This window comes from Crossiella sp. CA-258035, from assembly GCF_030064675.1.
In the GTDB taxonomy this organism is placed as follows: domain Bacteria; phylum Actinomycetota; class Actinomycetes; order Mycobacteriales; family Pseudonocardiaceae; genus Crossiella.
Window position 1 is genome coordinate 1,266,035 of sequence record NZ_CP116413.1, and the last position, 25,486, is coordinate 1,291,520.

General features: G+C 70.8%; 23 protein-coding genes. 12 read left to right on the forward strand and 11 right to left on the reverse strand.

Features of this window, described 5'->3' with window-relative positions:
- Positions 1-120: 120 nt before the first annotated feature.
- Complete coding sequence (locus tag N8J89_RS06065) at positions 121-612, reverse strand: hypothetical protein (protein WP_283663365.1); 492 nt, start codon at positions 610-612, stop codon at positions 121-123.
- Positions 613-788: 176 nt separating this feature from the next.
- Here N8J89_RS06065 and N8J89_RS06070 point away from each other — a divergent pair, with 176 nt between their 5' ends.
- From N8J89_RS06070 to N8J89_RS06090, 5 genes are all read left to right on the forward strand, one after another.
- Positions 789-2,093 carry an MFS transporter gene (locus N8J89_RS06070; protein WP_283663366.1) on the forward strand — a complete coding sequence of 435 codons (1,305 nt, stop codon included), beginning with the start codon at positions 789-791 and terminating at the stop codon, positions 2,091-2,093.
- 246 nt (positions 2,094-2,339) lie between these two features.
- On the forward strand, positions 2,340-2,861 hold the full coding sequence (locus N8J89_RS06075; protein WP_283663367.1) for a SigE family RNA polymerase sigma factor: 522 nt from the start codon (positions 2,340-2,342) through the stop codon (positions 2,859-2,861).
- A gap of 5 nt (positions 2,862-2,866) precedes the next feature.
- Complete coding sequence (locus N8J89_RS06080; protein WP_283663368.1) at positions 2,867-3,748, forward strand: hypothetical protein; 882 nt, start codon at positions 2,867-2,869, stop codon at positions 3,746-3,748.
- A 56-nt stretch (positions 3,749-3,804) separates the two neighbouring features.
- Complete coding sequence (locus N8J89_RS06085) at positions 3,805-4,251, forward strand: hypothetical protein (RefSeq protein ID WP_283663369.1); 447 nt, start codon at positions 3,805-3,807, stop codon at positions 4,249-4,251.
- A gap of 110 nt (positions 4,252-4,361) precedes the next feature.
- Complete coding sequence (locus N8J89_RS06090) at positions 4,362-4,913, forward strand: hypothetical protein (protein WP_283663370.1); 552 nt, start codon at positions 4,362-4,364, stop codon at positions 4,911-4,913.
- A gap of 42 nt (positions 4,914-4,955) precedes the next feature.
- Here the strand turns inward: N8J89_RS06090 and N8J89_RS06095 are convergent, their stop codons facing one another.
- A complete protein-coding gene (locus N8J89_RS06095) occupies positions 4,956-5,996 on the reverse strand; it encodes a chitinase (protein WP_256508794.1) in 1,041 nt (346 codons plus the stop codon).
- Between the two features lie 240 nt (positions 5,997-6,236).
- Between N8J89_RS06095 and N8J89_RS06100 the strand changes: the two genes are divergently transcribed.
- The gene (locus tag N8J89_RS06100) at positions 6,237-7,544 is read left to right on the forward strand and encodes an MFS transporter (RefSeq protein WP_283663372.1); all 1,308 of its coding nucleotides are present in this window, start codon (positions 6,237-6,239) and stop codon (positions 7,542-7,544) included.
- Positions 7,541-8,446: an isopenicillin N synthase family dioxygenase gene (locus tag N8J89_RS06105; RefSeq protein ID WP_283663373.1), complete on the forward strand. Its 906-nt coding sequence runs from the start codon at positions 7,541-7,543 to the stop codon at positions 8,444-8,446. Before N8J89_RS06100 ends, N8J89_RS06105 begins: the two co-directional genes overlap by 4 nt.
- A 51-nt stretch (positions 8,447-8,497) precedes the next feature.
- Here the strand turns inward: N8J89_RS06105 and fabF are convergent, their stop codons facing one another.
- The 8 genes from fabF to N8J89_RS06145 form a co-directional block, all read right to left on the reverse strand.
- Positions 8,498-9,778: a beta-ketoacyl-ACP synthase II gene (gene fabF, locus N8J89_RS06110; protein ID WP_283663374.1), complete on the reverse strand. Its 1,281-nt coding sequence runs from the start codon at positions 9,776-9,778 to the stop codon at positions 8,498-8,500.
- A gap of 15 nt (positions 9,779-9,793) precedes the next feature.
- Positions 9,794-10,753: a hypothetical protein gene (locus N8J89_RS06115; protein ID WP_283663375.1), complete on the reverse strand. Its 960-nt coding sequence runs from the start codon at positions 10,751-10,753 to the stop codon at positions 9,794-9,796.
- Between the two features lie 267 nt (positions 10,754-11,020).
- A complete protein-coding gene (locus N8J89_RS06120; protein WP_283663376.1) occupies positions 11,021-11,212 on the reverse strand; it encodes a DUF5708 family protein in 192 nt (63 codons plus the stop codon).
- A 40-nt stretch (positions 11,213-11,252) separates the two neighbouring features.
- Positions 11,253-12,554 carry an MFS transporter gene (locus tag N8J89_RS06125; protein WP_283663377.1) on the reverse strand — a complete coding sequence of 434 codons (1,302 nt, stop codon included), beginning with the start codon at positions 12,552-12,554 and terminating at the stop codon, positions 11,253-11,255.
- 131 nt (positions 12,555-12,685) lie between these two features.
- Entirely contained in the window at positions 12,686-12,778 is a 93-nt protein-coding gene (locus N8J89_RS06130) for a SapB/AmfS family lanthipeptide (RefSeq protein ID WP_283663378.1), read from the reverse strand.
- A 50-nt stretch (positions 12,779-12,828) separates the two neighbouring features.
- Entirely contained in the window at positions 12,829-13,014 is a 186-nt protein-coding gene (locus tag N8J89_RS06135; RefSeq protein WP_283663379.1) for a hypothetical protein, read from the reverse strand.
- Between the two features lie 125 nt (positions 13,015-13,139).
- Entirely contained in the window at positions 13,140-15,776 is a 2,637-nt protein-coding gene (gene lanKC, locus N8J89_RS06140; RefSeq protein ID WP_283663380.1) for a class III lanthionine synthetase LanKC, read from the reverse strand.
- Between the two features lie 18 nt (positions 15,777-15,794).
- Complete coding sequence (locus N8J89_RS06145) at positions 15,795-16,430, reverse strand: GNAT family N-acetyltransferase (RefSeq protein ID WP_283663381.1); 636 nt, start codon at positions 16,428-16,430, stop codon at positions 15,795-15,797.
- Positions 16,431-17,125: 695 nt separating this feature from the next.
- Here N8J89_RS06145 and N8J89_RS06150 point away from each other — a divergent pair.
- From N8J89_RS06150 to N8J89_RS06160, 3 genes are read left to right on the forward strand one after another with little or no spacing between them, the layout of a single operon-like run.
- Positions 17,126-18,046, forward strand: coding sequence for a ribonucleotide-diphosphate reductase subunit beta (locus tag N8J89_RS06150; protein WP_283663382.1), 921 nt, complete (start codon positions 17,126-17,128; stop codon positions 18,044-18,046).
- Complete coding sequence (locus tag N8J89_RS06155) at positions 18,043-20,175, forward strand: aldehyde dehydrogenase family protein (protein ID WP_283663383.1); 2,133 nt, start codon at positions 18,043-18,045, stop codon at positions 20,173-20,175. The genes N8J89_RS06150 and N8J89_RS06155 overlap by 4 nt, the downstream gene beginning before the upstream one ends.
- 11 nt (positions 20,176-20,186) lie before the next feature.
- Positions 20,187-22,007, forward strand: a complete 1,821-nt coding sequence (locus N8J89_RS06160) for an FAD/NAD(P)-binding protein (protein WP_283663384.1) — start codon at positions 20,187-20,189, stop codon at positions 22,005-22,007.
- On the opposite strand, the gene N8J89_RS06165 is transcribed toward N8J89_RS06160, so the two are convergent.
- On the reverse strand, positions 21,991-23,493 hold the full coding sequence (locus tag N8J89_RS06165) for an MFS transporter (RefSeq protein WP_283663385.1): 1,503 nt from the start codon (positions 23,491-23,493) through the stop codon (positions 21,991-21,993). The genes N8J89_RS06160 and N8J89_RS06165 overlap by 17 nt on opposite strands.
- Positions 23,494-23,562: 69 nt before the next feature.
- On the opposite strand from N8J89_RS06165, the gene N8J89_RS06170 reads away from it, so the two are divergent.
- Together N8J89_RS06170 and N8J89_RS06175 are read left to right on the forward strand one after the other, a co-directional pair.
- On the forward strand, positions 23,563-24,165 hold the full coding sequence (locus N8J89_RS06170) for a TetR/AcrR family transcriptional regulator (protein WP_283663386.1): 603 nt from the start codon (positions 23,563-23,565) through the stop codon (positions 24,163-24,165).
- Positions 24,166-24,272: 107 nt separating this feature from the next.
- Positions 24,273-25,442 carry a serine hydrolase domain-containing protein gene (locus N8J89_RS06175; protein WP_283663387.1) on the forward strand — a complete coding sequence of 390 codons (1,170 nt, stop codon included), beginning with the start codon at positions 24,273-24,275 and terminating at the stop codon, positions 25,440-25,442.
- The last annotated feature ends 44 nt before the right edge of the window (positions 25,443-25,486 follow it).

The following is a 25,486-nucleotide window of genomic DNA, read 5'->3' on the forward strand; positions in this document are numbered from 1 at the left end:
AACCCACCCATACCTGGACGTTGTCACTCGTTCAGGTGGTCCGGGGCCGGGGTTACGCAAGCGGGATGGCTTCGCTACCTGGGTGGCCGGTGGCTGAACGCGGGCGGAACTCCGGCCCCGCTACCGCTGCGGGCGGGGACGCAGGTCCCGCTGGCTCATGGTCCCCACCACCCAGCGTCCCCGGTGCCGGTAGGTGACCTCCGCCCACCAGAGGCCATCGCGCTTGTCCAGCCAGACCGCGGTGCCGGGGAACCACTCCTCGCCCACCCGGACCAGGCAGGGCCTGCCGTCCGCCTCGGCCTTGGCGGTGGTCCTGAGCTGGTCCTGCCGGGCCACCGCGCGCTCGGTGCAGCAGACCTGACAGGCGGCCAGTCCGCGCGACTGGGCCTCGGCCCAGGCGAGGCGTTCCGGTTCGTGCACGTCCATGCCCTTGTAGCGGGCGAACTGGTGGCCTTCCAGCAGGGCGGCGCAGTCCCGCTGGTTGTGGAACACCGCGCCGCGCTCGGTGCGGTAGCCCAGTTTCCGGACGCCGGGCGGCGGGGCCTTGCAGTCCGCGCACTGGCCGGGCAGCAGGTCGTGCACACAGCGTTCGTCAGCGACTGCTCGAGGCATGACGGAGACCCCCTGGTCTGAATGTGCGCACGGTAGGGGAGGCCGGGATGGGGCGGCAAGAGGTTCGCTGGGCCGGGTGCCTGGGTGGCGATCGCGGGGGTGGGCGTGGCGCACAGTGACGGATTGGGTACGGAGCACTATCTTTCGGGGGATTTTGGGCGATATTGAGGAGAGCCATGACCGCCGCTCAGCCGCGGGTGGTGCCCGTCGGCGCCGCGTTCGACCACATGCCGTTCACCCGCAGGCACCTGATGATCGGGCTGACCCTGTTCGGCGCCTTCGTCATCGACTCCTGGGAACTGGTCGCGCTGGTCTACGTGCAGGCGGACCTGGCCGCCTCGATGGGGATGGACCAGGCGTCGGTGGGGCTGGTGCTCTCCGCGCTGTCCTTCGGGATGATTCCCGGCGCGCTGCTGTGGGGGCCGGTGGCGGACCGGATCGGGCGGCGGCCCGCCTGTTTCGGGTCGATGGTGGCCTACAGCGTGCTGGCCATCGCCTCGGCGTTCGCGCCGGAGCCCTGGGTGCTGATCCTGTTGCGGGTGCTCTCCGGGTTCGCGCTGGCCGGGGTGTACACGGTGACCTTCCCCTACTTCCTGGAGCTGGTGCCGACCAAGGTGCGCGGGCGGGCCGCGGTGTACCTGTCCATGGGCTGGCCGGTCGGGCTGCTCTGCGCGATCGGGGCCTCCAGTCTGATCCGGGACTGGAGCTGGCAGATCATGCTGGCCGGGGCGGTGGCGGGGGGCTGGGCGTTCGTGCTGCGCGCGGTGGTGCCGGAGTCGCCGTACTGGCTCATCGCCCGCGGCCGGGAGGAGGAGGCGCGGGTGGTGCTGCGCCAGCTGGCCAGCCCGGACGCGGAGGCTCAGCTGACCGGCAGTGGTGGCCGGGTGGGCAACCCGCTGGAGCTCTTCCGCGGCAGGTTGGTGCGGGTGGCGGTGCCCGCGCTGCTGGTCAACTTCGTGTTCAGCTGGGGCTACTGGGGCCTGCAGAACTGGCTGCCCACGCTGCTGGCGCAGAAGGGCCTGACGCTGGACGCCTCGCTGGCCTTCGCCGCGCTGAGTGCGGTGATGATGATCCCCGGCTACCTCACCGCCTCCTACCTGACCGCGCGGTTCGGCCGGAAGAAGATCTTCCTGCTGTACGTGCTGGCCGCCTGCGCCGGGGGCTTCGTCTTCGCCACCGCCGACTCGCTCACCCAGCTGTACCTGGGCAACTTCACCCTGGCCTTCTTCAGCCTCGGCGCGTGGGGGGTGTGGAACACCTGGAACGGCGAGTTCTACCCCACCGTGACCAGGGGCACCGGCGCCGCCTACTCCAGCGCCATGCAGCTGATCGCCAGCACCAGCGCGCCGGCCGCGATCGGCCTGCTGCTCGATGCCAACCTCGGGTTCACCCTGGTCATCCTGGTGATCAACGCTTTCCTGGTGGTCTCGGTGCTGCTCGCGCTGGTGCTGCCGGAGACGGAGGGGCGCACCCTGACCTGAGGCCGGGAATCTAGTGATTTCCTGGAAATTTTGGCGTCTTTAGGGCATGTCGGGGCACAACGGCCCCAGATGCGTTTACAGTAGGTCCAGTAGGCCGGGCGGGATCGCCGCAGGGTGGGCCTAACCCCCAGGGGTCCGCCCGCCGCGAGTGCCCGGCCTACTTCTTTCTCTCCCCTCTGATACCCAGGTCACACAACCGCGTCGGCGGCCGTGCGCGTCCCCGGGGTGAGGGGAGGTGGTGGCCGGATGCGGGCGGCGGAGGAACAGCGGTACACCGAGTACGTCAGCGCGCGGCTGCCCGCGCTGCGGCGGACCGCGTACCTGCTGTGCGGGGACGAGCACCGCGCGGACGACGTGGTGCAGGCGACCATCACCAAGCTCTTCGTGCACTGGCGCCGGGCGTCCGCCGCGGACGACCTGGACCGCTACGTGCGGGCGATGCTGGTCCGCACCTTCATCTCCGAGCAGCGACTGGGCTGGGCCAAGCGGATCCGGCTGGTCGGCGGTCCAGAGGAGCTGCCGCCGACCGTCGCGCCCGCCGGGCCGGACGTGGAGACCAGGGCGGTGGTGCACGCGGCGCTGGCCAGGGTCGCGCCCAGGGCGCGGGCGGTGCTGGTGCTGCGGTTCCTGCTGGACCTGCCGGTGCTGGAGGTGGCCGAGCTGCTCGGCTGCTCGGCCGGGAACGTGAAGAGCCAGACCTCGCTCGGCCTGGCCGCGCTGCGGCGGCTGCTGGGCGAGTCGGCGCTGGTCAACCTGGGGAAGGAGTAGCGGAGATGGAACCGGAGGAGCTGCTCGCCCCGCTGCGGGAGGCCGGGCCGCGCACCCCGTCCACGGTCGACGTGCCCGCCGCGATCCGGGCCGGGACCCGTCGTCGCCGGGCTCGGCAGGTGGCCGGGGCGGGAGTGGCCGCGGCGCTGACCGTGCTGGTCGCGCTGCTGGCGCCGAGCCTGGTCAGCGGGCTGTCCACGGTCGAGCCCGCGCGGCCCGCGGTGACCTTCGACCCGCTGCGCAAGTCCTTCCGGGTGGGCTCGGCCGGTGGGTTCACCCCGGTCAGCTACGAGACCGGGCGGGACCGGCAGCGGATCACCCTGGTGCGCGCCGACGGCGGCGGCGGGCAGGCCACGGTCACCATGACCGGCGGCGGTCCCGGACCCGGGAGCGAGGCCGCGCCGCCGGTGCACGGGCGGCGGGCGGTGTGGCAGGGCACGGGCGTGGCCTGGGAGTGGACCGACGGGGCCTGGGGGTCCGTCGAGGGCACTGGTGACCGGGAGCAGGCGCACCGGATCGCGCAGAGCGTCGAGTCCGGGGCAGACGACCTGGTGCTGGTGCCGTTCAAGCAGGTCCAGCCGGATCCGCTGCTCGGGGTGCTCAGCCCGTACGGGAGCAGCGACCGGGTCACCGACGCGGTGCTGCTGGTCTACGGCGGTCCCGGCGGGCGGATCCTGGTCGGCACCCAGCGGGACCTGGCCCGTGACCCGGTGACCGGGCTGCCGCGGCGGGCGCCCCGGTTCGACACCGAGCTGGACGGCAGGCAGGCCGCGGTGACCGACTCCGCGGTGACCCTGGCCGGGACCGGCGGCGGGCCCGCGGTGGTGGCGCTGTCGGCGACCGCGGGCCGGGCGCGACTGGTGGAGCTGGCCCTCGCCCTGCGCTGAACCGAAGTGGTGGCACCCCCGTTAACCGGGACAAACCCACCTGACGGGGGTGCCTCGTGCGATCGACCGCCAACACTCGCACCCGACTACTGGCGCTGGCCCTGCTCGGGGCCGGCACCGCGACCGGCGCGGTCGTGGCCCTCGACCCGCCGCCACCGCGGCCGCCGCGGCTGATCGCCAACCCGGTCCTGGCCCTGCCGCCGCCGCTGGCGGCCGGGGCGGGAGATCCGGTCTACGCCGACCCGCCCGAGCCGCCGCCGGCGCACACCGGCCCGGCCCCGATCGTCACGGTGCCCATCGTCACCGGGCCCATCGTCACCAGGCCGGTCGTGCCCGCCCGGCCCAAGCCGATGCCCCGCCCGGCCAAGCCCAGACCCGCCCAGCCCAGCACTTCCGCGCCACCGCCGCCCGCCCCGCCCAAGGCCGAGCCGCCGCCGGTCACCTGGCACATCTGCGACTTCTTCCGCTACTGGCTGCCCCGCCGGTACTGCGCGGGCCGTTGAGCCGCGGCTACGCAGATCCGCGTAGCCGGGTTCACCGCCTCAACGGACGACCGGAACAGCGCTCCCGCCGACGATGGGAACCGACCAGACGTGTCGGCGAGGGAGCACCCATGAGCACGCAAGCAACCGCAGTCAAGCCGGGGGCGACGCCGGTCCGGCGCAGTGCCGAGCGGGAGCGCCTGCTGCCGCGGCGCACCCGCAAGGCCGTGCTGGTGGCGCACATCGTCAGCGCGGGGGCCTGGATCGGGCTGGACGTGGTGCTGGCCGTGCTGGTCTTCACCGCGGCGGGCACCTCGGACGCCCAGCTGGCCGCGGTCTGCTACCAGGTGCTGGAGCTGCTGGTCTGGCCGATGCTCACGCTGGCGGCGGTGTGCCTGGTCAGCGGCGTGGTGCTGGGGCTGGGCACCAAGTACGGGCTGGTCAGGTACTGGTGGGTGGCGGTCAAGCTGGTGCTCAACCTGGCGCTGCTCGCGCTGGTGGCCTTCGCGCTGCGCAGCGGGGTCACCGAGATCGCCGAGTACGGGCGGCAGCTGGCCGCCGGGCAGGCGTCGCTGCGCGGGCCGGGCGACCTGGTGTACCCGCCGATCGTGTCCACCACCGCGCTGCTGTTCGCCACGGTGATCTCGGTGTACAAGCCCTGGGGCAGGCTGCGCAAGAAGTGACCGGGGACGAGGCCGCGCTGGCAGGCGCGGCCTCGTCGCGTTTCACCGGCCCTGCAAGGACTTCACGTTGTTGCCGAAGGTCCAGTTCTTCGAGCCGTCCCAGTTGATCGACCAGGTCATCAGGCCCTTGAGCTTGCCGCCGTAGTGCCGCCAGGCCTGCGAGACCAGGCTCGGCGACATGTAGCCGCCGCCAGCACCCGGCTGCGCGGGCAGGCCGGGCACCTGCTTGTCGTAGGGCACCCGGATCGTGCTGCCCTGGATGACCAGGCCCTTGTCCAGGCAGTCGGTCTGCTTGGTGAAGCCCTGCACGGTGCCCGCCTGGTAGGAGTCGCCGGCACAGCCGTACATGGATCCGTTGTAGTACTGCATGTTCAGCCACCACAGGCGGCCGTTGTCCGCGTACTTCTTGATGATCGGCAGGTAGGCGCCCCAGATCGAGCCGTAGACCACGCTGCCGCCGGTGACGTAGGCGGTCTCCGGGGCCATGGTCAGGCCGAAGTTCGACGGCATCGCGGCCAGCACGCCGTCGATGATCCGGATCAGGTTGGCCTGCGAGGGCGAGAGCTGGTTGATGTTGCCGCTGCCCACCAGGCCGGTCTCGATGTCGATGTCGATGCCGTCGAAGTTGTACTTCTTCAGGATCGGCACCACGGTGGCCACGAACCGGTCGGCCACCGCCGAGGAGCTCAGGTCGATGCCCGCGGTCGCGCCGCCGATGGACATCAGGATGGTCAGCCCGGCCGCCTTGGCCGCGCACATCTCCGCCGGGGTGGCCACCTTGACCGTGGCGTCCATCCCGTCCTCCCACAGCACGGTGCCGTCGGAGCGGATCACCGGGAAGGCCGCGTTGATCACGTTGTAGCCGTGCTCGCGGATCCGCGGGTCGGTGATCGGCGTCCAGCCGAACGGCGGGTGCACGCCGTTGACCGCGCCGTCCCAGTTCTCCCAGTACCCGTGCAGCACCTTGCCCGCCGGTTTCGACTTCACCGCGCAGGTCTCCGCCGCTTCCGCGCTGCTCGCCGGTGCGGTCAGGCCCAGCGTGGCGCAGAGCACCGCGAGCCCGAGTCCCAGCAGTCGTGACATGCCACCCATATCCAACCCCAAATCCCGCGGTTGGCCCCGGCGGCAAGGACATCCCGCGCAAGTTCGAACCCTTCGCGCCCGTGCGCGCCTTCCATTCGACCAAAACCGCGCCGGTGCGGACACCTACTTCCGGGGGCGGACCAGTCGGCGCGGAGGGCGCCCACTGGTCCAGACCAGCGCGAGTTGCCCGCGCGGTCAACTCGTGTGACGACTCGGGCAACAGGAATAGCGTTGCGCCACATGGAAATCAGGCGTTTGACGCTGCCGGTGGTGAGCGCGGCCCAGCTGCTGGTGGTGCTGGACGGCACGATCGTGAACATCGCGCTGCCCTCGGCGCAGCGCGCGCTCGGCATGACCGACGCCAGCCGCCAGTGGGCGATCACCGCCTACGCCCTGGCCTTCGGCGGACTGCTGCTCATCGGCGGCCGGATCAGCGGCGCGCTGGGGCACCGGCGGGCCTTCGGCATCGGGCTGGCCGGGTTCGCCGCGGCCTCCGCGCTGGGCGGGGCGGCCACCACGCCCGGCACGCTGTTCGCGGCCAGGGCGTTGCAGGGGGTCTTCGCCGCGGTGCTCGCGCCGGCCGGGCTGGCGCTGCTGAGCACCACGTTCACCGGGACCAGGGAACGCGGGCGGGCGTTCGGGGTGTTCGCCGCGGTGGGGGCGGCGGGCTCGGCGGCCGGGCTGGTCGCGGGCGGGCTGCTGACCGAGTACGCGAGCTGGCGGTGGTGCCTCTACCTCAACGTGCCGGTGGCGCTGCTGGCCTTGCTGGGCACGGTGTTCCTGCCGAAGGACCGGCCGGTGAGCGGCTGGCGGTTCGACGTGACCGGGGCGCTGCTGAGCACCGGCGGCTTCGTCGCGGTGGTCTACGCCTGCGCCGAGGCCGAGTCGCGGGGCTGGGGCTCGCCGGTGGTGCTCGGCCTGCTCGCCGCCGGAGTGCTGCTGCTGGCCGCTTTTGTCGCGGTGGAAAGGAGGACCTTCTGGCACCGGACGCGGGGCGGCGCGTTCCTGGCCATCACGCTGATGTTCGTCGCGATGTTCGGCTTCTACCTGTTCCTCAGCTACTACACCCAGCACGAACTGGGCTACACACCCGTGCAAGCCGGGCTGACGCTGATCGTCAACGCGCTGGCCGCGCTCGCCGGGGCCACCCTGATCGCGGGCAGGCTGCACGGCAGGGTGCGGCCGGGCACGCTGATCCGCGCCGGCCTGCTCGCCGCGGCGGCCGGGGTGTTCGTGCTCACCTGGCTCACCCCGGACAGCCCGCACGCGCTGCCGCTGTACCTGCTGCCCGCGCTGGTGCTCACCGGCCTCGGCCTGGGCTGTGTGCTGCCGCCCACCGCGATCCTGGCCACCGCGGCGGCCGCCCCCGACCAGCTGGGCTCGGTCTCCGCCTCCTACCACGCCTGCCAGCAGCTCGGCGCGGCGCTGGGCACCGCGTTGCTCAACACCGTGGTCACCAGTGCGGCCGAGCTGACCGTGGCGGTGGGCATCCTGCTCGCCGCCGCGCTGCTGCACACCTTCCTCACCCTGGAAAGGAAAACCGCATGAGCCACGTCCCGGTCATCGACCTCGCCGGACGGCACGGCCCCGGAAGAGCCGCGCTGGCAAGGGAAATCGGCGCCGCCTGCGAGTCCTCCGGCTTCTTCGTCATCGTCGGCCACGGCGTGCCACAGCAGCTGATCGATCGCATGTTCGCCGTCACCAACGCCTTCTTCCGGTTGCCTGCCAAGGAGAAGGAGCTCGTGGCCAGCTTCCGGCGCTCCGGCGGGACCACCGCGCTGAGCATGGACCAGGAGAGTCCGCCGGACCTGTGCGAGTCCTTCGGCGCGCACGTCACCGGCGAGCTCAGCGAACCGGAGCGCGCCCGGCTCGGCGACTACTGGGCCACCTGGAAGCTGGCCAACGACTGGCCGCGGAACCCCGCTGAGTTCGAGGAAACCTGGCAGCGGTACCTGGCCGCGCTCACCGAGCTGTCCGCGGACCTGCTGCGGCTGTCCGCGCTCGCGCTGGACCTGCCGGAGCAGCACTTCGCCGACCGGTTCGACCGGCACGTCTCCGCGCTGGTCGCCAACTACTACTACCCGCAGCTGGAACCGCCCCTGCCCGGTCAGCTGCGGCGCGGCGCGCACACCGACTTCGGCGTGCTCACCGTGCTGTGCCAGGAGAACGACCTCGGCGGCCTCCAGGTGCGCCACGGCGAGGGCTGGCACGACGTGGCGGCCATTCCGGGCAGCTTCGTGGTCAACATCGGCGACCTGATGGCGCTGTGGACCGGCGGGCGGTGGCAGTCGACGCTGCACCGGGTGGTCAACCCGGCGCGCGGTGACACCTCCTCCCGGCTGTCCATCCCGTTCTTCTACCAGCCCAACCACGACGCGCCGGGGGAGACGGTGACCGCGGGGCAGTGGATCGCGCGCAAGACGGTGAAGCTCTTCGGCGCGCCCGGCTGAGTGATCGCGCCCGTGCCCGGGTGTCGAGGTCACCGGGCACGGGCGCAGGTCTCAGACCGCCCAGCGGCGCAGCACCAGCACGGCGTTGTGCCCGCCGAAGCCGAAGGAGTTGTTCATCGCCACCCGGATGTCGTGCTGCTGCGGGGTGTGCGGCACGAAGTTCATCTCCGGGTCCAGCGGCTTGTGGCAGTTGATGGTGGGCGGCACAATGCCCTCCCTGATCGCCATCCCGCACACGATCGCCTCGACCGCGCCGCCCGCGCCGATCATGTGCCCGGTCATCGACTTGGTGGAGCTGACCGGGATCTGGGTGGCCCGCTCACCGAGCACCTCGCGGATCGAGCGCACCTCCCTGGCATCGCCGAGCGGGGTGCTGGTGCCGTGCGCGTTGACGTAGTCGACCTGCTCGGGCGAGATGCCCGCGTCGGCCAGCGCGGCCCGCATCGCGGCCTTCGCCCCGGTGCCCTCGGGGTGCGGCGCGGTCCAGTGGAAGGAGTCCGCGCTGGCGCCGAACCCGGCCACCTCGGCCAGGATCGGGGCGCCGCGCTCGATCGCGTGGTCGGCCGCCTCCAGCACCACCACGCCCGCGCCCGCGCTCATCACGAACCCGTCCCGGTCCTCGTCGAAGGGCCGGGAAGCCTCCTCGGGCGCGTCGTTGCGGCCGGTCAGCGCGCGGGCGTTGCCGCAGCCCGCCAGGTCCGCGCGGCTGATGCAGTTGTCCGCGCCACCGGCGATGGCCACGTCCACCGCGCCGTACTGGATCAGCCTGGCCGCCTCGCCGATGGAGTCGGTGCCGGTGGCGCAGGCGGTGCTCATCGCCCGGCACGGACCGGTGGTGCCGAACAGCAGGCTGATCTCCACCGCCGCGCTGTCCATCGCGCCGGTCACCTGGGACAGCGGGCTGATCGCGCGCGGACCCTTCTCCCGCAACAGGTCCGGCAGCTTGTTGTTGTAGTTCACCGGCCCGTAGCCGCTGCCGACCAGCACACCCGTGCGGGCCGCCAGCTCCGGGTCGAAGACCAGTTTCGCCGCCTCCACCGCCTCGGTGGCCGCGGTCAGCGCGTACTGGGCGTAGCTGTCGGTGCGCCTGGCGATCTTGCGCGGCAGGTGCGCCTCCGGGTCCCAGTCGTGGATCTCGCCGGTGATCTGGCAACCCAGGTCATCGGCGGAGATCGAGGCCACCCGGCGGATCCCGCTCTGCCCGGCCAGCATCGCCGACCAGGTGGTGGGCACGCCGACGCCGAGCGGGGTGACCGCGCCCCAGCCGGTGACCACTACGCGGCGTCGTAATCGACGGAACTCGGCCTGTACCGCCTCGCTGCTCTTGCTCATCTCGTTCCCCTCGGCTCAGGCGCTCGCCGCCGCGGGCAGCACCCGGCCGCGCGGCCCGGCGAAACCCTTGTCCAGGTACTCCTGCACGGCCTTCGGGGTGACCACGGCGGTCGGCACGGTGTCCCCGGTGAGCCGGGAGAACATGTTGCGCGGCCCGATGATGTAGGCCTGCTGTGCCTTGCTCCGCCGGATCCCCTCGACCACGGTGGACCAGCGCACCGGGGTGACCCAGCCGTCCAGCAGGTCGGCCATGATCGCTTCCGGGTCGGTGATCAGCTCACCGGTGACGTCGGAGAGCATCGGGACGCGGGCTGGGCGCCAGTTGAGTTTGCGGTAGACCTCGGACTCCAGCCGCTGGCGCAGGCTGGTCACCATGGTGCAGTGCTCCGCGCGGTTCATCAGGTAGAACGGGAATCCACCCTCCTCGCGGACGAGTTCGCGGAAGTACTCCAGGTCGGCCATCACGCCGGAGACCGCGTGCACGGAGTTGTCCAGGTAGATCGACGCCTCCACCTTGCGGCCCTCGGCCTGACAGCGTGCGACGAGCCTATCCACGGCGGCCCCGTCGAGGCGATAGAAGAAGAAGCAGCCCAGCGGTTCTGCCAGTCCCTCGAAGTAGTCGACCTCCACCTTGGCGCTCTCCCGCACCAGCCGCAGACCGTCCTCATAGGACAGAACACCGGCGTAGACCGATCCGATGATCGCACCGAAGCTCTGCCCGCCGAAGACAACCGGTGACAGGTCCAGGTGGTCATCGGCCCAGTCGGCCAGCGCCAGGGTCAGCGCCATGTAGCCGGCCTCGTACACCTCCCAGTCGTAGATCTCGGCGTGCTCGTAGGCCGAGATCAGCGAGTAGCCCAGGACCTCGTCCGCGATCCGCAGCCGCTCCTGCGCGTACTCGTTCTCCTGCAGGAAGCTCGCGATCGTGGGAAAGGTCGTCGGAACGAGTCCGGGAAAGTAGATGGCATCGGCCACGGCAGCCTCCAGGGATGGTCACCACAAGTTGCAGGGCCGGTGGTGCGGCGGTGAAGGGCATCGATGAGGAGCCTCGCGCGAGGCATCAACCCCAGAACTCATCGAGCGCGCCGGTGCGAACCACAGGCCAACGGAACAATGGTAACCGACCAACGCCGCGGAACAACCCGATCGGATGAAACCGCATTCATGAACGTGATGTGCCACAAACGCACAACGGCCGGGAAAACTCCCTGGGGGAGAGTTTTCCCGGCCGTTGCCCCGCGTTCAGGCGCGGCTGTCCTTCTTCGACGGAAAGATCATCATGGCGCCGGTGATGACCAGTTCGATACCGCCGAGCACGGCGAGCACGATGCCCACCTTGTCCAGCGAGATGATCGGCGTCTCGACTCCCTTGGTGGTGAAGGCGAGAATCAGGCCGACGATGAGCATGAACGCGCCGATGAACAGCGACTTCACGTTTTTCGACAAGGAACCTCCCAGTGACGCTGGTGCCCGCTCACAGCTGGCGCAGCGGGCGGACAAGGAACAGTGACAGCGCGAGCAGAAGATAGCAGCTTCCGATAACCACGAAAGTGTGATGGCTGCCCATCGTGGCCAACAGCCAGGTGAGCAAGGAGACTGCGATCGGGCTCGGCCCTGACACGATAGTAGTAGCAATGCTGGTGACTCCACCGAACATCGCTTTGGGCACCCGTTCCTGCAGCGCCTGCATGAACAGCAGGTCCACCGGACTGGTCACCACGCCGGCCACCGCCATGATGGCCAGTGCGATCGGCACGTCGGTCTGCACGGCCAGCAGCAGGAGCAGCAGGGCCATGCCGGTGTAGGCGGTCAGGTAGGCCCCGCGCCTGGGCAGGCGCGGCCCGAGCACCCCGTAGCCGATGGTGCCGATCAGCGAGCCCACGCCGAACGCGCCGACCAGGCCGCCGTACCAGGCCACCGAGCCGAGCACCTCGTTCGCGTAGGCGGTCAGCCCGATGCTGGCCAGGCCGGTGTCCAGGCCGCTGAACACGGTGGTGGCGATGATCACCACCCGCAGCAGCTTGTCGCCCCAGAAGAACTTCACCGCGGCCACGAAGCGCTGCCGGTAGCCGAGGCGGTCGAACTCCTCGGTCTCCTCCTCCTGCTGCTCATCCGCCGGGACCTGCTCCACCGCGCGGACCAGGAAGAAGATCACGATGACCGCGGCCAGCGCGCCGGCGATGGCGTCCACGAGCAGGATGGTGGCACTGCCGAAGAGGCTGACGATCGCGCCGACCAGGATCGGGCTGGCCATGGTGGCGATCGCGTTCATCGCGCGCAGCGTGGCGTTGGCCCGCTCCAGCGAGTGGCCCGAGCTCTCCGCCAGGGCCGGGAGCAGGCCGAAGGTGGCCACCCGGCCCGGTTCGTCGGCCGCGGCGCGGACGAAGCACAGCGCCAGCAGCAGCCAGGCGGGCAGCATGCCGGCCAGGTGCAGGGTGTACATCAGCACGGTGATCGCCGAGCCGATGCTGATGGAGAAGATCCACGAGGCGCGCATGCCGAACCGGTCGATCACCGGGCCCATGAACAGGCCGGTGCCGATCGAGCTGATCACCGCGACGGTGACGATGATGCCGGTGAAGGCGATGTCGTTGGTCGCGTCCAGCACGAACAGCGGCAGGCCGACCCCGCCGATGCCGTTGCCGACCAGGTTGACCCCGAAGGCGAACTGCGCCACCGAGTACTGCCCGGAGCGGCGGTCCTTGCGGAGCCGGTGCCTGCCCGGCGGCGGCTTGCGGTGCCGTCCGCCCGGCCGCCTGGTCGGCGCTGCTGTCATGTCCTGGGCCTTCCCCATCCGTCCGGGAGGTCCCGGGCGAGGTGCGGAAAGTCCGGTGCAGGCACTGCGAGCGCCTGCACCGGACGTCACCTGGATGGCGAGCGATCAACTCACTCGCCGCACCCGGTAATTCAGCAGGAGTTGCTGACGGTGCTGCCGGTCATGGTCAGCTCAGCCGCGGCGGTGTCCAGGCCCTGCAGGTCGAGAATAGCCATTGTATTCACCTTTCCTGAAGAATGTTTGGGTTGGTGCAGGTGTTACCGGTGGAGCTGATTCAGCAGCCGTTGGAGACGGTGCTGCCGGTCATGGTCAGCTCGGCGGCGTTGGTGTCGAGGCCCTGCAGGTCGAGAATAGCCATTGTATTCACCTTTCCTGACGAAATTCGTTTGTCCTGACTTGGTGGTGCGTCGTGCATGGACAAGCGGCCACATTCGTCGCCGTGGAAAAGGATCATGTCCACAGAGCCAGGCAGCGCGCTCCTGGCTGGTCTTTGGGTTGTCAGCAGCCCATGCTGATGGGACTGGCGGCCACGATCTGCTCCGCCGCGTCCACCGACAGGCCCTGCAAGTCGAGAATAGACATGGTTCACCCCTCCAGTTGAATGTTCGCCTGGCCCTGTTGCATACCCCCGGACCGGGCACGGTGATCCGTGCCGGACAGGAATGGGAGGAACGGTGTCCCGCCGCGCAGCGCCGCGCTCAACGCGGTCAGCACGCCGGCGTTACCCGTTGCGATATCCATGGACAAGCGGCTACATCCGTCACCGGGGAAAGAGACATGTCCACAGTAGGCGAGTGGGTAGTGGTGCATCCCGTCGAGATGCGCTTTCACCCGCTTGTCACTAATTATTTCAGACGCACCCCTGGAAAGTCCAGAGATTACCGCGAGCAATCCGGCCCGGCCGTGAAAAAGGCTGGGTTCCAGGATGAACTCGCTCTGGCAGGCCTGCGCGAGCAGCGGCAGCGCGGTCAGCAGCCGCTCATCCGCGATCTCCCTGACCAGCTCGTCGGCCACCAGCGCGATACCGGCCGAGCCCACGTCCAGGTAGGGCAGCATCCGGTAGCCGCCGTCCACCTGCAGCGAGCCGTCCGGCGCGCTCACGCACAGGTCCAGGTCCCGATGTGCCGCCCGCACCGCCAGCTCCAGCCACTGACCGTCCTGAGTGGACTGGTACAGCCGGAGCAGGAACAGCGCCGGACCGGACCAGCCGCGCAGCAGCCCGCCCAGCGTGCCGGCCTGCCGCGCCCGGCCCAGCTCGCCGGGTGGCTTGTCCACGCCGTGCGGCTCGCCGCTGGTGATCGCCGCGCCGAGGCGGCGCGCGACCTCCAGGGCCCGTTTCCGGTGCGCCGGTTCGTCCTGGCGCTCGGCCAGGTGCAACAGGTTCAGCCCGACCCCGGCCAGGCCGCTGTACAGCGTGACATCGCCGATCAGCGTCTCATCGGTGCGGGACAACAGGTCCGCGGCCGGGCCGGGGTGGCCGAGCAGGTCGAGCACGTGCGCGATGCCGTGCGCGCCGTCGTAGAAGCCGATCTTCTCCCTGGGCTTCTCCGCGTCGGCCAGCAGCCAGCGCTGGTGGTCCGGGTCGAGCTCAAAACCGGTGCTGGACAAGGCCCACAGCACGCCGGCCGCGCCGTGTGCGAAGGTGCCGCCGCCGGAGCGGAACTGCTCCAGGTCGCCGGGGAAGAGCCGGTCCCGGCGGTCGGGGGTGGCGCTGGCGGTGATCGCCGCGGCGATCGAGGGCAGCAGCTCGGTCCACTCCGCGCCCGCGCGCACCGGCCCGGTGCGCGGCAGCGTGCTGACCGTCGCGTTGGGCGGGGTCACCTCGCCGACCACGGAGAGGATGGAGGAGGCGAAGTCCCCGGGCAGCTCGAAGAGCCCGGTGGCGATCTCCACCAGCTCGGCCAGCTTGCCGGGCGCCAGGCCGACGATCGAGGTCAGCGGCAGGAACAGCCACAGCTTGAGCACCGCGAGGGCGTGCCGGTCGATGTCCGCGCCGGTCTTGTCCCGGTTGGTGAACCCGGCGTGGCCGAAGCGCTGCCTGCGGTGCTCCGCGATCGGCGAGGCGGCCTCGAAGTCGACCAGGAAGATCTCGTCCTCGCCGTCCCGCTCGTTGATCATGATGTTGGCCGGGTGCAGGTCAGCGAAGACGATGCCCCGCTCGTGCACCGCGGCCACCAGCTCGGTCACCTTGGCCAGCACCCGCATCGCGCGCGCCACCCAGGCGCGGCGCTGCTCCGGTGTGGAAGAGCCGATCAGCGGGAAGTTCAGCGCCAGCCAGTGGTGCAGGTTGATGCCCGGCACCAGGTCCATCACCAGGAACCGGTGCTCCCAGACCTGGGCCACCTCGTGCAACCGGGGGATGCCGGGCACGCCGTCGAGCGCGCGCAGCGCGGTGGCCTCGTTCTCCAGCCGGGAGATCGCGTCCGCGTCGTCCTTGTCCAGCCCCGCGTGCGGCCGGGCCTCCTTGAGCACGACCTCGACGCCGTCGGCGTTGCGGACGGCCCTGTAGACCCCGCCGCCGTTGGAGAAGTGCATCGCCTCGACGATCCGGTAGTCCATGGTGGCGCCGGTGGCGTTGCGCGCGGCCAGGCTGTCGGCGAGCACCCTGGGCACGGTGACCCACTCCGGCGTGCTGAACACCGGCCTGCGGTCATCCGGCACCAGCGTGCCGTCCGGCCGCTGGATGGCCAGCACCCGCTCGCCGTCGGAGTTGGTGCAGTAGCGCTCCTCGAACCCGCCGTAACGCACGTAGAGCGGGCCCTGGTTGTAGCGCAGGTCGGTGAGGATGTAGGGGCCCGGCCTGCCGCCGATCTTCGCGTCCAGCGCGGTCAGCGTGGCGGCCAGCTCCACCTCGTCCCTCGGGTAGATGGTGACCAGCTTGCCGCTGGCCGCGCGCGGGGCGTACTTGAGGTTGAACGCCCGCAGCAGCGCGACGCTGCGCAGGAACTTGAACGGGATCCAGTTCGTCACGCAGTGCGCGGCGACCGTCTCGACGATCTCGGCCGCGTCCGAGGGCGTGGCCGAGACGTGGATCTTCCAGCCCTGCGCCGGCAGCTTGCCCTCCGGCGGCCGCAGCATGACCCACTCACCACTGCCGGAACGCCGCCAGCCCTCGGGCAGCTCGCCGTCGGAGAGCGGGAAGGCGGTCTCGGGCTCCCAGCGCACGGGGTCCTCGAAGAACACCCGGTCGGCCAGGGAGTACAGCTCTACCAAGGGTTTCATCGGCCTGCTCCTCTCGCTCTAGTACGGGCGCTCCCTGGCGGCCCGGTCGGCGAAGCTGAGCCAGGAGGAGCCCGGCTCGTTGGCGATGTACTTGGCGAGCAGCTCCTTCGCCCGCTGCTTCTCCTTGGCGGGCACCAGGTCCAGCACCGGCATCTGCTCCTTGAACTGGCGCGCGCCCACCACGAACTCCTCGCGCAGCAGCGACCAGATCGTCTTGTCGTGGTACTCGCCATCGAGGAAGTAGAAGTCGCGCAGCACGCCCTCCAGCACGAAGCCGCCCTTGGTGAGCATGCTGATCGTGTGCTTGTTGTAGGCGGCCGTGGCGAACTCCACCCGGTGCGCGTTGAGCTGGTGGAACAGGTGGTCCACCAGCAGGCCCATGGCCTCGCCGCCGACCCCGGAGCTCCACCGCGCGGGATCGCCGATGGCGCCGCCGATGACGTAGGCCCGGTGACCGCCGCTGGGGCGGTAGCTCACCACGCCGACCCGGTCACCCGCCGTGGTCACCACCATGAAGTTGCGGACCTTGCCGCTCTCGTTGGCTTCCTTGATCGCCTCGGCGGTGACCAGGTCGTTCATGTCGCAGGTGAGCGCGCTGGTCGTGGCCATCGGGCGCAGCCAGCCCTCCACGGCGACGTAGTCGGCCGCGGTCATGCTTTCCAGAGTGCATATTTGTTCGCGCGGCATCGCCGGCACCTCGCACATCAGGCACGTATAAAAAAGGACAATTCACTTCGAAACGTTGGGTGAGTGGACGATCCCGCCGGGCGCAGGGAGCCCGAAGCGTGAATTCGACTCACATCGAGTCGATCAATTCGACTGCCCCAGTTTTGTTCCAAATATTGTGCTTAGCACACACGTCGCCGCTGTCGCCGCTGTCCGCGCTCAGGGGCACACGTCGCCGTGCCCTAGCTCGCACCTCTGTGCGAAAACCCCAGTACAGACTGCATCTGCCGAGGAAAGTACTAGGAAGACCTACCGTGGTCAACCGGAAGAATTAGTTCACAGGGACCAGGGCAGGACTGCCGGTCTCATCCTTACGAGCTACTCCTGGTGACGACGTGCGCGCGAGGGGCGAACAACCCCCAGTGGGCCTGGAGGCTGGCCTCCAGTGCATCAAAATACCCGATGAGCGCTAGCCCATCTCCGGTTGAGTCACGCTTGAGGCTCAGGTACGGTCGGCCACATTAGGCCACGTCGCAGGCCTATCGCTGACGCTTCGCCGCCGTTCGCGCTCTGCAGGAATCTGCACCCCCTGTCCTTTTACTCGCGTTTATCACCACTTTTGGGGAAGTCGTGTGCGCGAATGAAACTGGAGGTCGGTTGTGACCAGGTGGAGCACGTTTCTCATGGACGAGGCCAAGCTCGGCGAGCTGCCGCAGCTGCCTGCGGACGCCGTCCTGCGCCACGCGGACCTGGTGACGGGCCGTAAGCCCAAGCCGATCGAGCTGTACCAACGCTGGGAGCGCCAGCAGTGGTCCGCCGAGGAGCTCTCGCTGGGCCGCGACCACGACATGCTGCACCACCCGCGCCTGCCGGAGAGCGTCCGGGTGATGCTCAAGGAGGCCATCGCCACCTTCATCATCGGCGAGTACACCGGCCTGGACATGCTCGGCCCGATCCTCACCGGCTGTCCGGACGAGGAGTACGCCCTGTTCCTGGGCACCCAGATCGCCGATGAGACCCGGCACGCCCGCGCGGTGTTCCGGCTCGGCGAGGAGGTGCTGGAGATGCCGGAGAACCCGAGGGCGATGCTGGCCGAGGCCTGGAACATCGTCACCCCCGCGCACAAGGAACTGAGCCTGCTGGAGACCCAGATCGTGCAGGACCTGGCCGCCCGCCCGCTGGACTACGGGCAGTGGTTGCAGGCCTGCACGCTGTTCCACCTGATCACCGAGGGTGTGCTGGCGCTGATCGGGCAGCGGGCCCTGGTGCACTCGCTGCGCGATGTGAACATGTTCAACGGCATCAAGTCCGCCTTCATCGCGATGTGCCGGGACGAGTCGCGGCACATCAGCTTCGGGCTGCACGCGCTGCGCACCGGCATCCAGGAGGGCTACGCCGACCACATCTACGAGGTGCTGGAGAAGGCGGTCCCGCTGGCGCTGCGGATGGACACCGAGTTCGAGTCCGGCAGCGACCGGGAAGAGGCCCGGATCCGGGAGATGAGCGTGGACATCCTGCGCAGGCACCTGGGCAACATCGGCGCCGACCACAAGTTCGTCGCGCACCTGACCGACCCCTACGACCTGCGCCTGGCCCGGCAATGACCGGGGTCGGCCTGATCGGCCAGTCCGGCGTGACCTCCTTCGACGGACTGCGCGCGCGATGTCGGGTCTTCGCGGAACACCTGCGGGACAACGGGTTCGCACCCGGTGACCGGGTGGCACTGCTGGGCGGCAACTCCCTGGGCTACGTGGTGGCGCTGCTGACCCTGCTGCACGTGGACGCCACCGTGGTGCTGCTGGACGACGACCGGCCGACCGAGGAGCACGCGGCCATCCTGGGCAAGGCGCCGGTGCGCTGGCTGCTGCACGACGGCGCGGACGGACTGCCCGCCGAGGCGGCCGAGTTCCGGCTGCCGCTGGCGGAGCTGGAACGCGAGGTTTCCGCCGCGCCGCAAGGCTTCGAGCTCGACCTGACCGAGTGGTGGCAGCGGGCGCACGCGCTGGAGGTGTGGCCTGCCGGCCCGCGCGACGCGGTGGTCCGTTCCGGCGGCGCGGTGCGCTTCGCGCTGCGCGGGGCCCAGCAGCGGGCCGGGTTCCGGGACACCGACGTGGTGCTGCCGCTGCTGCCGTTCTCCCACCCGTACGCGCTGGTCCTGCTGCTGCTGTGGTGGCTGAGCAAGGGCAGCGCGGTGGTGCTGCCCGCCGATCGGCTCGACCTGGCGGTGGAGGCGATCACCCGGATGAACGTGACCGTCGTGGACGGGACCCCGGCAGCCAGCCAGGGCCTGCGACGGCTGCTGGAACTGCGGCCGGTCCGGGCCGCGACGCTGCGCTCGGTGCGGCGGTGGTGCGTTGAGGGTGTGCCGCTGCGCGAACGACCAGGCCGGAACTCGGCCGCCCCGATCACCGTGCTCAACCGCAATGGGAAGGACGACATGCGCGCGCTCCCAGCACATGCCGTGGACACCGCCGGCGAGGTTCGAACCCTCGCCGTGCCCGAACCCCCGTCGACCGCGGTGCCACTGCCGGGCAGGGCCGCCGCGCTGCGGGCGGTGGAGACCTTCCTGGAGGAGCACCGCGAGGAGGTGCTCGAGATCCTCTGCGAGGTGTCCAACCACCGCACCGCGGTCGGTGAGCTGGAGACCGCGATCCGCACCCTGCGCGGAGCCGAGGCCGAGGTCACCGCCTACCAGCCGCGCCTGGTGCGCAACGCCGCGGTGTTCATGCCCTCCAACATCCCGCTCTACGCCTACGTGCTCTACGTGCTGGTGCCGAGCCTGTACTGCGAGCACGTGGTGTTCCGGCCCTCCGCGCACATCCAGTCCCCGCTGACCAGGCTGCACGAGCTGCTGGCCCCCGCGCACAACCTGCCGGTGACCCTGGCGGCCAGCACCCAGCGGCAGTTCACCTGCGGCCCGGTGGCCGAGGCCGAGCTGGTGCTGTTCACCGGCACCTACGCCAACGCCGAGCGGATCCGTGGCCAGCTGCGCGCCGAGCAGCTGTTCCTCTACTTCGGCCAGGGCATCAACCCGATCATCGTCGGGCCGGACGCGGATGTGGACCTCGCGGTGGCCGACGCGGTGGACATCCGCCTGATCAACTCCGGGCAGGACTGCTTCGGGCCGGACGTCATGTTCGTGCACTCCTCGGTGCGGGAACGGTTCCTCGACCTGCTGGGCAAGCGGATCGACGAGCTGGTCTACGGCGCCTACTCCGACCCCAGGGCCGACTACGGCTCGATGTACTACGACCAGGCCTTCGGCTTCGCGCTGGAGTACCTGCACCGCAACTCCGCGCACATCGTGCACGGCGGCCAGGTCGAGCTGGGCACCCGGCGGTTGCAGCCCACCGTGCTCTGTCGCGAGCTGACCAGGCGCTCCAGCTACGAGGAGCTATTCGCGCCGATCTTCAACGTGGTCAGCTACACCGACCTCGACGCCCTGCACGAGACGCTGACCACGCCGTTCTTCGAGGAGCGGGCGATGGGCGCGATGGTCTACGGCAACCTGCCGGCCACCGTGGAGCTGTTGTCCCGGCGGCACGAGGTCTACCAGAACGCCACCCTGCTCAGCACCGACAACGGCAACGAGCCCTTCGGCGGACTGGGCATCATGGCCAACTACGCGGCCATCGGCGGCAGGCGGATCGCCGAACCGCTGCTGGTGTCCAAGGCGGTCGCCGACCACCTCAAGCCGCCGGTGGGCGTGCCTGCCCGCCGGGTGTCGGCGTAGGAAAAGCAACCATGGGGGCGTTATCGGCCCCCGGTCCGCTGCGGGTCTGCGTCATCGGCGCGGGCCCGCGCGGCACCGGGGTACTGGACAGGTTGTGCGCCTTGGCCACTGGGCCGGTCGAGGTGCACGTGGTGGACCCGTATCCGGCGGGTCCAGGGCGGATCTGGCGGCGGGCGCAGCCGAACCTGCTGTGGATGAACTCGCGGGCGGCCGGCGTGACCCTGTTCTCCGGCGCGGACAACGACGTCCCGTCACTGTGGGACTGGGCGCGCTCCGCCGGCGCCGGCGCGCTCGCCAGGGACGAGCTGGCCGAGGAGGTGGGCCGAGCCACCTCGCGGTGGTTCGCCTCCCGGCCCCTGGCGAGCGCGTACTTCTCCTGGGTCTTCCAGCGCGCGGCGGACCGGCTCGGCCAGGTGCGGGTGCACCAGGACCAGGCGGTGGACCTGTGGGAAACCGAAGCGGGACAACACGTCCTGCTGGCCAGTGGGGAAACGCTGGTGGTGGACGCGGTGGTGCTCGCGCAGGGCCACGTGGACGTGCGGGCCACCCCGGCCGAGCTGGCCTGCCAGGAGTTCGCGGACCGGCACGGCCTCGGCTACCTGCCCAGGGGCCAGGCCGATCCGGCCGCGCTGGCCGCGGTGCCGGCCGGGGAGCCGGTGCTGCTGCGCGGGCTCGGGCTGACCTTCATCGACACCATGGTGCTGCTCACCGAGGGCAGGGGCGGCAAGTTCCGGCGCACCCTGGACGGGGACCTGGTGTACGAGCCCTCCGGGCTGGAACCGTTGCTGTACGCGGGTTCCCGCACCGGCGTGCCCTACCACGCCAAGTCCGACAACGCCCTGCTGGCCGGTGCGCCGGAGCTGCCGAGGTACTTCCGCACCGACACCGTGCCACCGGGTCAGCTGAGCTTCCTCGACCAGCTGTGGCCGAAGGTGTGCAAGGACATCGCCTACGGGCACTACCACGAGCTGTTCCTCGGCCACCCGGACCGGGTGCGGCTGGGCTGGCCGGAGTTCCTGGCCGGGCTGGACGCCTTCGACTGGGGCAGCCCGGAACTGGCCGACCTGGTGGCCCGCGCGGTGCCCGACCCGGCCGACCGGGCGGATCCGGACAGTTGGACGGATCCGTTGGCCGGTAGGAGCTTCCCGGACGCGGAGGCGTTCCAGGAGTGGGTGCGCGAGCACGTGCGGGCGGACCTGGACCGGCGGAGCCAGTCGCACTGGAGTCCCGACCTGGGCGGGCTGGGCGGCATCTCCTGGGCGGTGCTGACCGTGCTGCAACTCGCCGGCGCCGGGCGGCTGACGGCGAAGTCGCAGGTCACCGAGGTCGAGGGCTGGTTCCTGCCGTTCATGAGCTTCCTGACCAGCGGGCCGCCGGGCAGGCGGCTGGCCGAGCTGCTCGCGCTGTCCCAGGCCGGGGTGCTGCGCTTCCTCGGCCCGGAGGCGAAGGTGCGGGCCGAGGAGTCGGCAGGCCGGTTCGTGGGCAGCAGTCCCAGAGTGCCGGGCGAGGTGCCCGCGCGGTTCCTGATCGAGGCCAGGCTGGCCGAGCCGAACCTGGCCGAGAGCGCGGATGCGTTGCTGCGCAACCTCTTCGGCCGCGGTGAGTGCGCCGAGGAGGAGCTGGCCGACGAGACCGGCCGCTACCGCACCGGGCGGCTCGCCGCGCACCCGGCCGACCACCGGCTGCTGGCCGCGGACGGCCGCGCACACCCGGCCCGGTTCGCGGTCGGGCCCAGCGTGGGCACCGTGCACCGGCCGGGGGTGGAGCCGGAGATCGAGGCGTTCGGGCAGAACGACCGGGTGGCGCGGGCGGTGCTCAGCCTCGGTTCCTGAGCCGGTGGAGCAGCACCCGGCCCACCGACCAGACGGTGTCCACCACGAACACCGCGCACCAGATCCGGCCCAGGTTGAGCAGCAGGTGGCCGCTGGAGTTCCACCACCACTCGGCGGGGTGCGGGCCGTTGAAGATGGCCTCGTAGGGCCAGCTGTAGCCGATGATCGCCAGCACCACCTGGGCCACCACGAAGATCACCGCGTGGCCGGCCCAGACGTTGAGCTCGGGGGCGTCCTTGTCCGGCTTCGCTTCGGCGGCAACAGTTTCCGGCGCGGTCTCGGTGGCGGGGGCCGGTTCGGCGACCGCGGCCGGATCCGGCGCGGGCACCCGGTCGGACACCCCGATCCGCCGGATCGCGCCGCGCATCAGCAGCGCGGCCGCCGCCAGCAGCACGGCCGCCACCACGCAGGCGATCTGCCAGCCGGTGCCCTGGTCGTAGAGCAGGCCCGCGCCGAAGGTGCCGATGGTCGCGCCGAGCAGGGTGGCGCTCTCGTAGATCGCCATGCCCCGGCCGAGGCTGCCGCCCGCGGCCTCGGCCACGATGGACTGCTCCACCGGGATGGCCGCGGCGAACGCGGCGGCGGACAGGATCCACATCCCGGCCAGCACCACCGGGTGCGGGGCGAAGGACAGGCCGACCGCGAACACCGCGCTGAGCAGCAGCGCCACCGTGACCACCCTGGTCCGGCCGAGCCGGGTGACCACGCCGTGCAGATAGTCCGGCAGCACGCTGTAGACGATGAAGCCGGGCAGGAACACCGTGGCGATCGCGCCCAGTTGCAGGTTGTGCCCGCGCTGCAGGTGCATCAGCAGCAGCAGGGCCACCCCGGCCTCGGCGATCGCGGTGATCACGATGACGCCGAGCAGCGGGTACATCCGGCCGCCCAGCTCGCGCAGCCTCGGCGAGGCCGAGTCGACGGCGGGCCTGCCGGGGGACTTCTGGGTGGCCAGCACCACCGCCGCGGCCACGCAGGCCGCCGCGCACAGCCAGAACACGCCGGGGTAGTCGATCCGGGCGACCAGCGAGATGGCCGCGACCATCGCGATCAGCGTGCCCACGCCCTCGGCGGCGAACAGCTTGCTGAACGCGCCGCTGTCACCCGGCAGGTCCTCGCCGACCTTGGCCCGCAGCGCCACCCAGAACAGCGCGCCGCCCGCGCCGCCCACCACCGCCGCGACCAGCGCCAGGCCGAACCCGGTGGCCAGGGCGAACAGCGCGAAGGAGGCCGCGTAGCCGAGCGCGCCGAGCGCGGCCAGCCGGGCCCGGTCGTACCGGTCGGCCAGCACCCCGGCCAGTGGGCGGATGAGGAAGGAGACCAGGGTCTCGGCCGCGGTCAGCGTGCCGACCAGGGTGGGGGACAGGCCGAGGGCCGCGCCCGCCCACAGCGGCAGCAGGAAGTCGAGCACCTCGACCGGGCCCTTGGTCAGGGCGGCGGCCAGTCGCTGGGACTTCGTGTGCCGCGCCTCGGTGACGGCCTGTGCCATGAGCGGCCCCTTCCCCTATTAGAATACGATCGTATCCGCAAGCGGGCGAACGGGGCAATCGGAGGTCGGGTGCCGAGGATCGTGGACCACGGCCAGCGGCGGCGGATGATCGCCGAGGCGCTGCTGCGGCTGGTGGCCAGGGACGGCATCGAGACGGTCAGCGTGCGCACGGTGGCAGCCGAGGCCGGCATGTCCGCGGGCGCGGTGCAGAAGTACTTCGCCACCAAGGAGGAGATCTTCGAGTTCGCCCTGGAACTCACCGGCGAACGCCTGGAACGCCGCTGGGCCACCCTCTCCGCCGACGGGGACTACCTCACCCTGCTCCGCGACCTGCTGCTGGAGACGCTGCCGCTGGACGCCGAGCGCCGGGCCGAGATGATCATCGTGACCGCGTTCACCGCCCGCGCCGCGGTGCGCGCCGACTGGAGCGAGCGGCTGCACGCCAACGACCGGGACATGCGCACCGCCACCGCGGCCTACCTGCGCACCGCCCAGGAAGCCGGCCAGGTGCGCGCGGACCTGCCGGTGCCGACCCTGGCCGACCTGCTGCTCGCGCTCAGCGACGGTTTCGCGCTGCGGCTGCTGCACCTGCCGCTGGGCGCGCCGGGATCGGCCGAGTTGCTGGCCGCGCTGGACCTGGCGCTGCGGGAGCTGCTGGTCCCGCGCGGCTGATCATCCGTACGCCCTGCGCAGGACCCGGTGATCCGCCTGGAGTTCGATGTGGGCGTAGCCCGGGCCTGGTTACCGTCGGCCAACGGCGGCGGAGCAAAGGAACCAGGATGAGAAGCACGCGGATGCTGACGGCCCTGCTCACCACGGGCGCGCTGCTGGCAGGAGCCGCGCCGGCCTCGGCCGCGGCGCCCCAGGACCGGCCGGAGGTGCGCGCGGCGATGACCGAGCTGCTGGCCGCGGGCGCGGTCGGCGTCCAGCTCAGGGTGCACGACCGCCGCGGCGACTGGACCGCGAGCGCGGGCGCCACCAAGCTGGGCGGTCGCGCGCCGGTGCCGGCCAACGGCCGCTTCCGCACCGGCAGCGTGACCAAGGTCTTCGTCGCCACCGTGCTGTTGCAGCTGGTCGGCGAGGGCCGGGTGGAGCTGGACCGGCCGGTGCGCGACTACCTGCCCGAGTTCACTGTGGACGGTCGCATCACGGTGCGGATGTTGTTGCAGCACACCAGCGGCCTGTTCGACTACTCCGGCGAGCACCGGCCGGACGGCAGCATCGAGTCGCTGATCCCGTTGGCGGGCGAACGTTTTGTGGACAGCCGGTTCCGCTCCTACCAGCCCGCCGAGCTGGTCCGGCTCGCACTGACCAAGCCGGCCAACTTCGAGCCCGGCACGGACTGGTCCTACTCCAACACCAACTACCTGCTGGCCGGGCTGCTGATCGAGAAGGTCACCGGCACCTCCTACGCCAGCCAGCTGCGCAGGCGCGTCATCCTGCCGCTGGGCCTGTGGGACACCAGCCTGCCCGGCGCGCAGGAGGACATCCCCGGCCCGCACGCCAGGGGCTACTACGCCTACCGCGAGGCCGAGGCCGTGCGCACCGTCGACGTCACCATGCTCAACCCGTCCTGGGCGGGCGCGGCGGGCGAGATGATCACCACCACCAAGGACCTGGACACCTTCCTGGCCGCACTGCTGGGCGGTGAGCTGCTCAGCCCGCCGCTGCTGGCCGAGATGCGCAAGACCCGGCCGATGGCCGACAACGCCGGGTACGGCCTCGGCCTGATCCAGCGCGACGGCGGCCCCGGCTGCGGCACGATGCTCGGCCACACCGGCGGCATCCACGGCTACCTCACCTTCGCCTTCGCCAGCCCGGACGGCAGCACCCGGATGGTGCTCTCCGCCTCGCTGCGCACGGCCAACCTGCGCAGCGGCGACATCGCCGACCCGGCCACCAACGAGGCCGCGGCCGCCGTGCAGGCCACGGTGTTCTGCACCGGCTGACCCGGCTACCCGCGTGGCCGCCGCTACCACCCTTTCACTAGTTA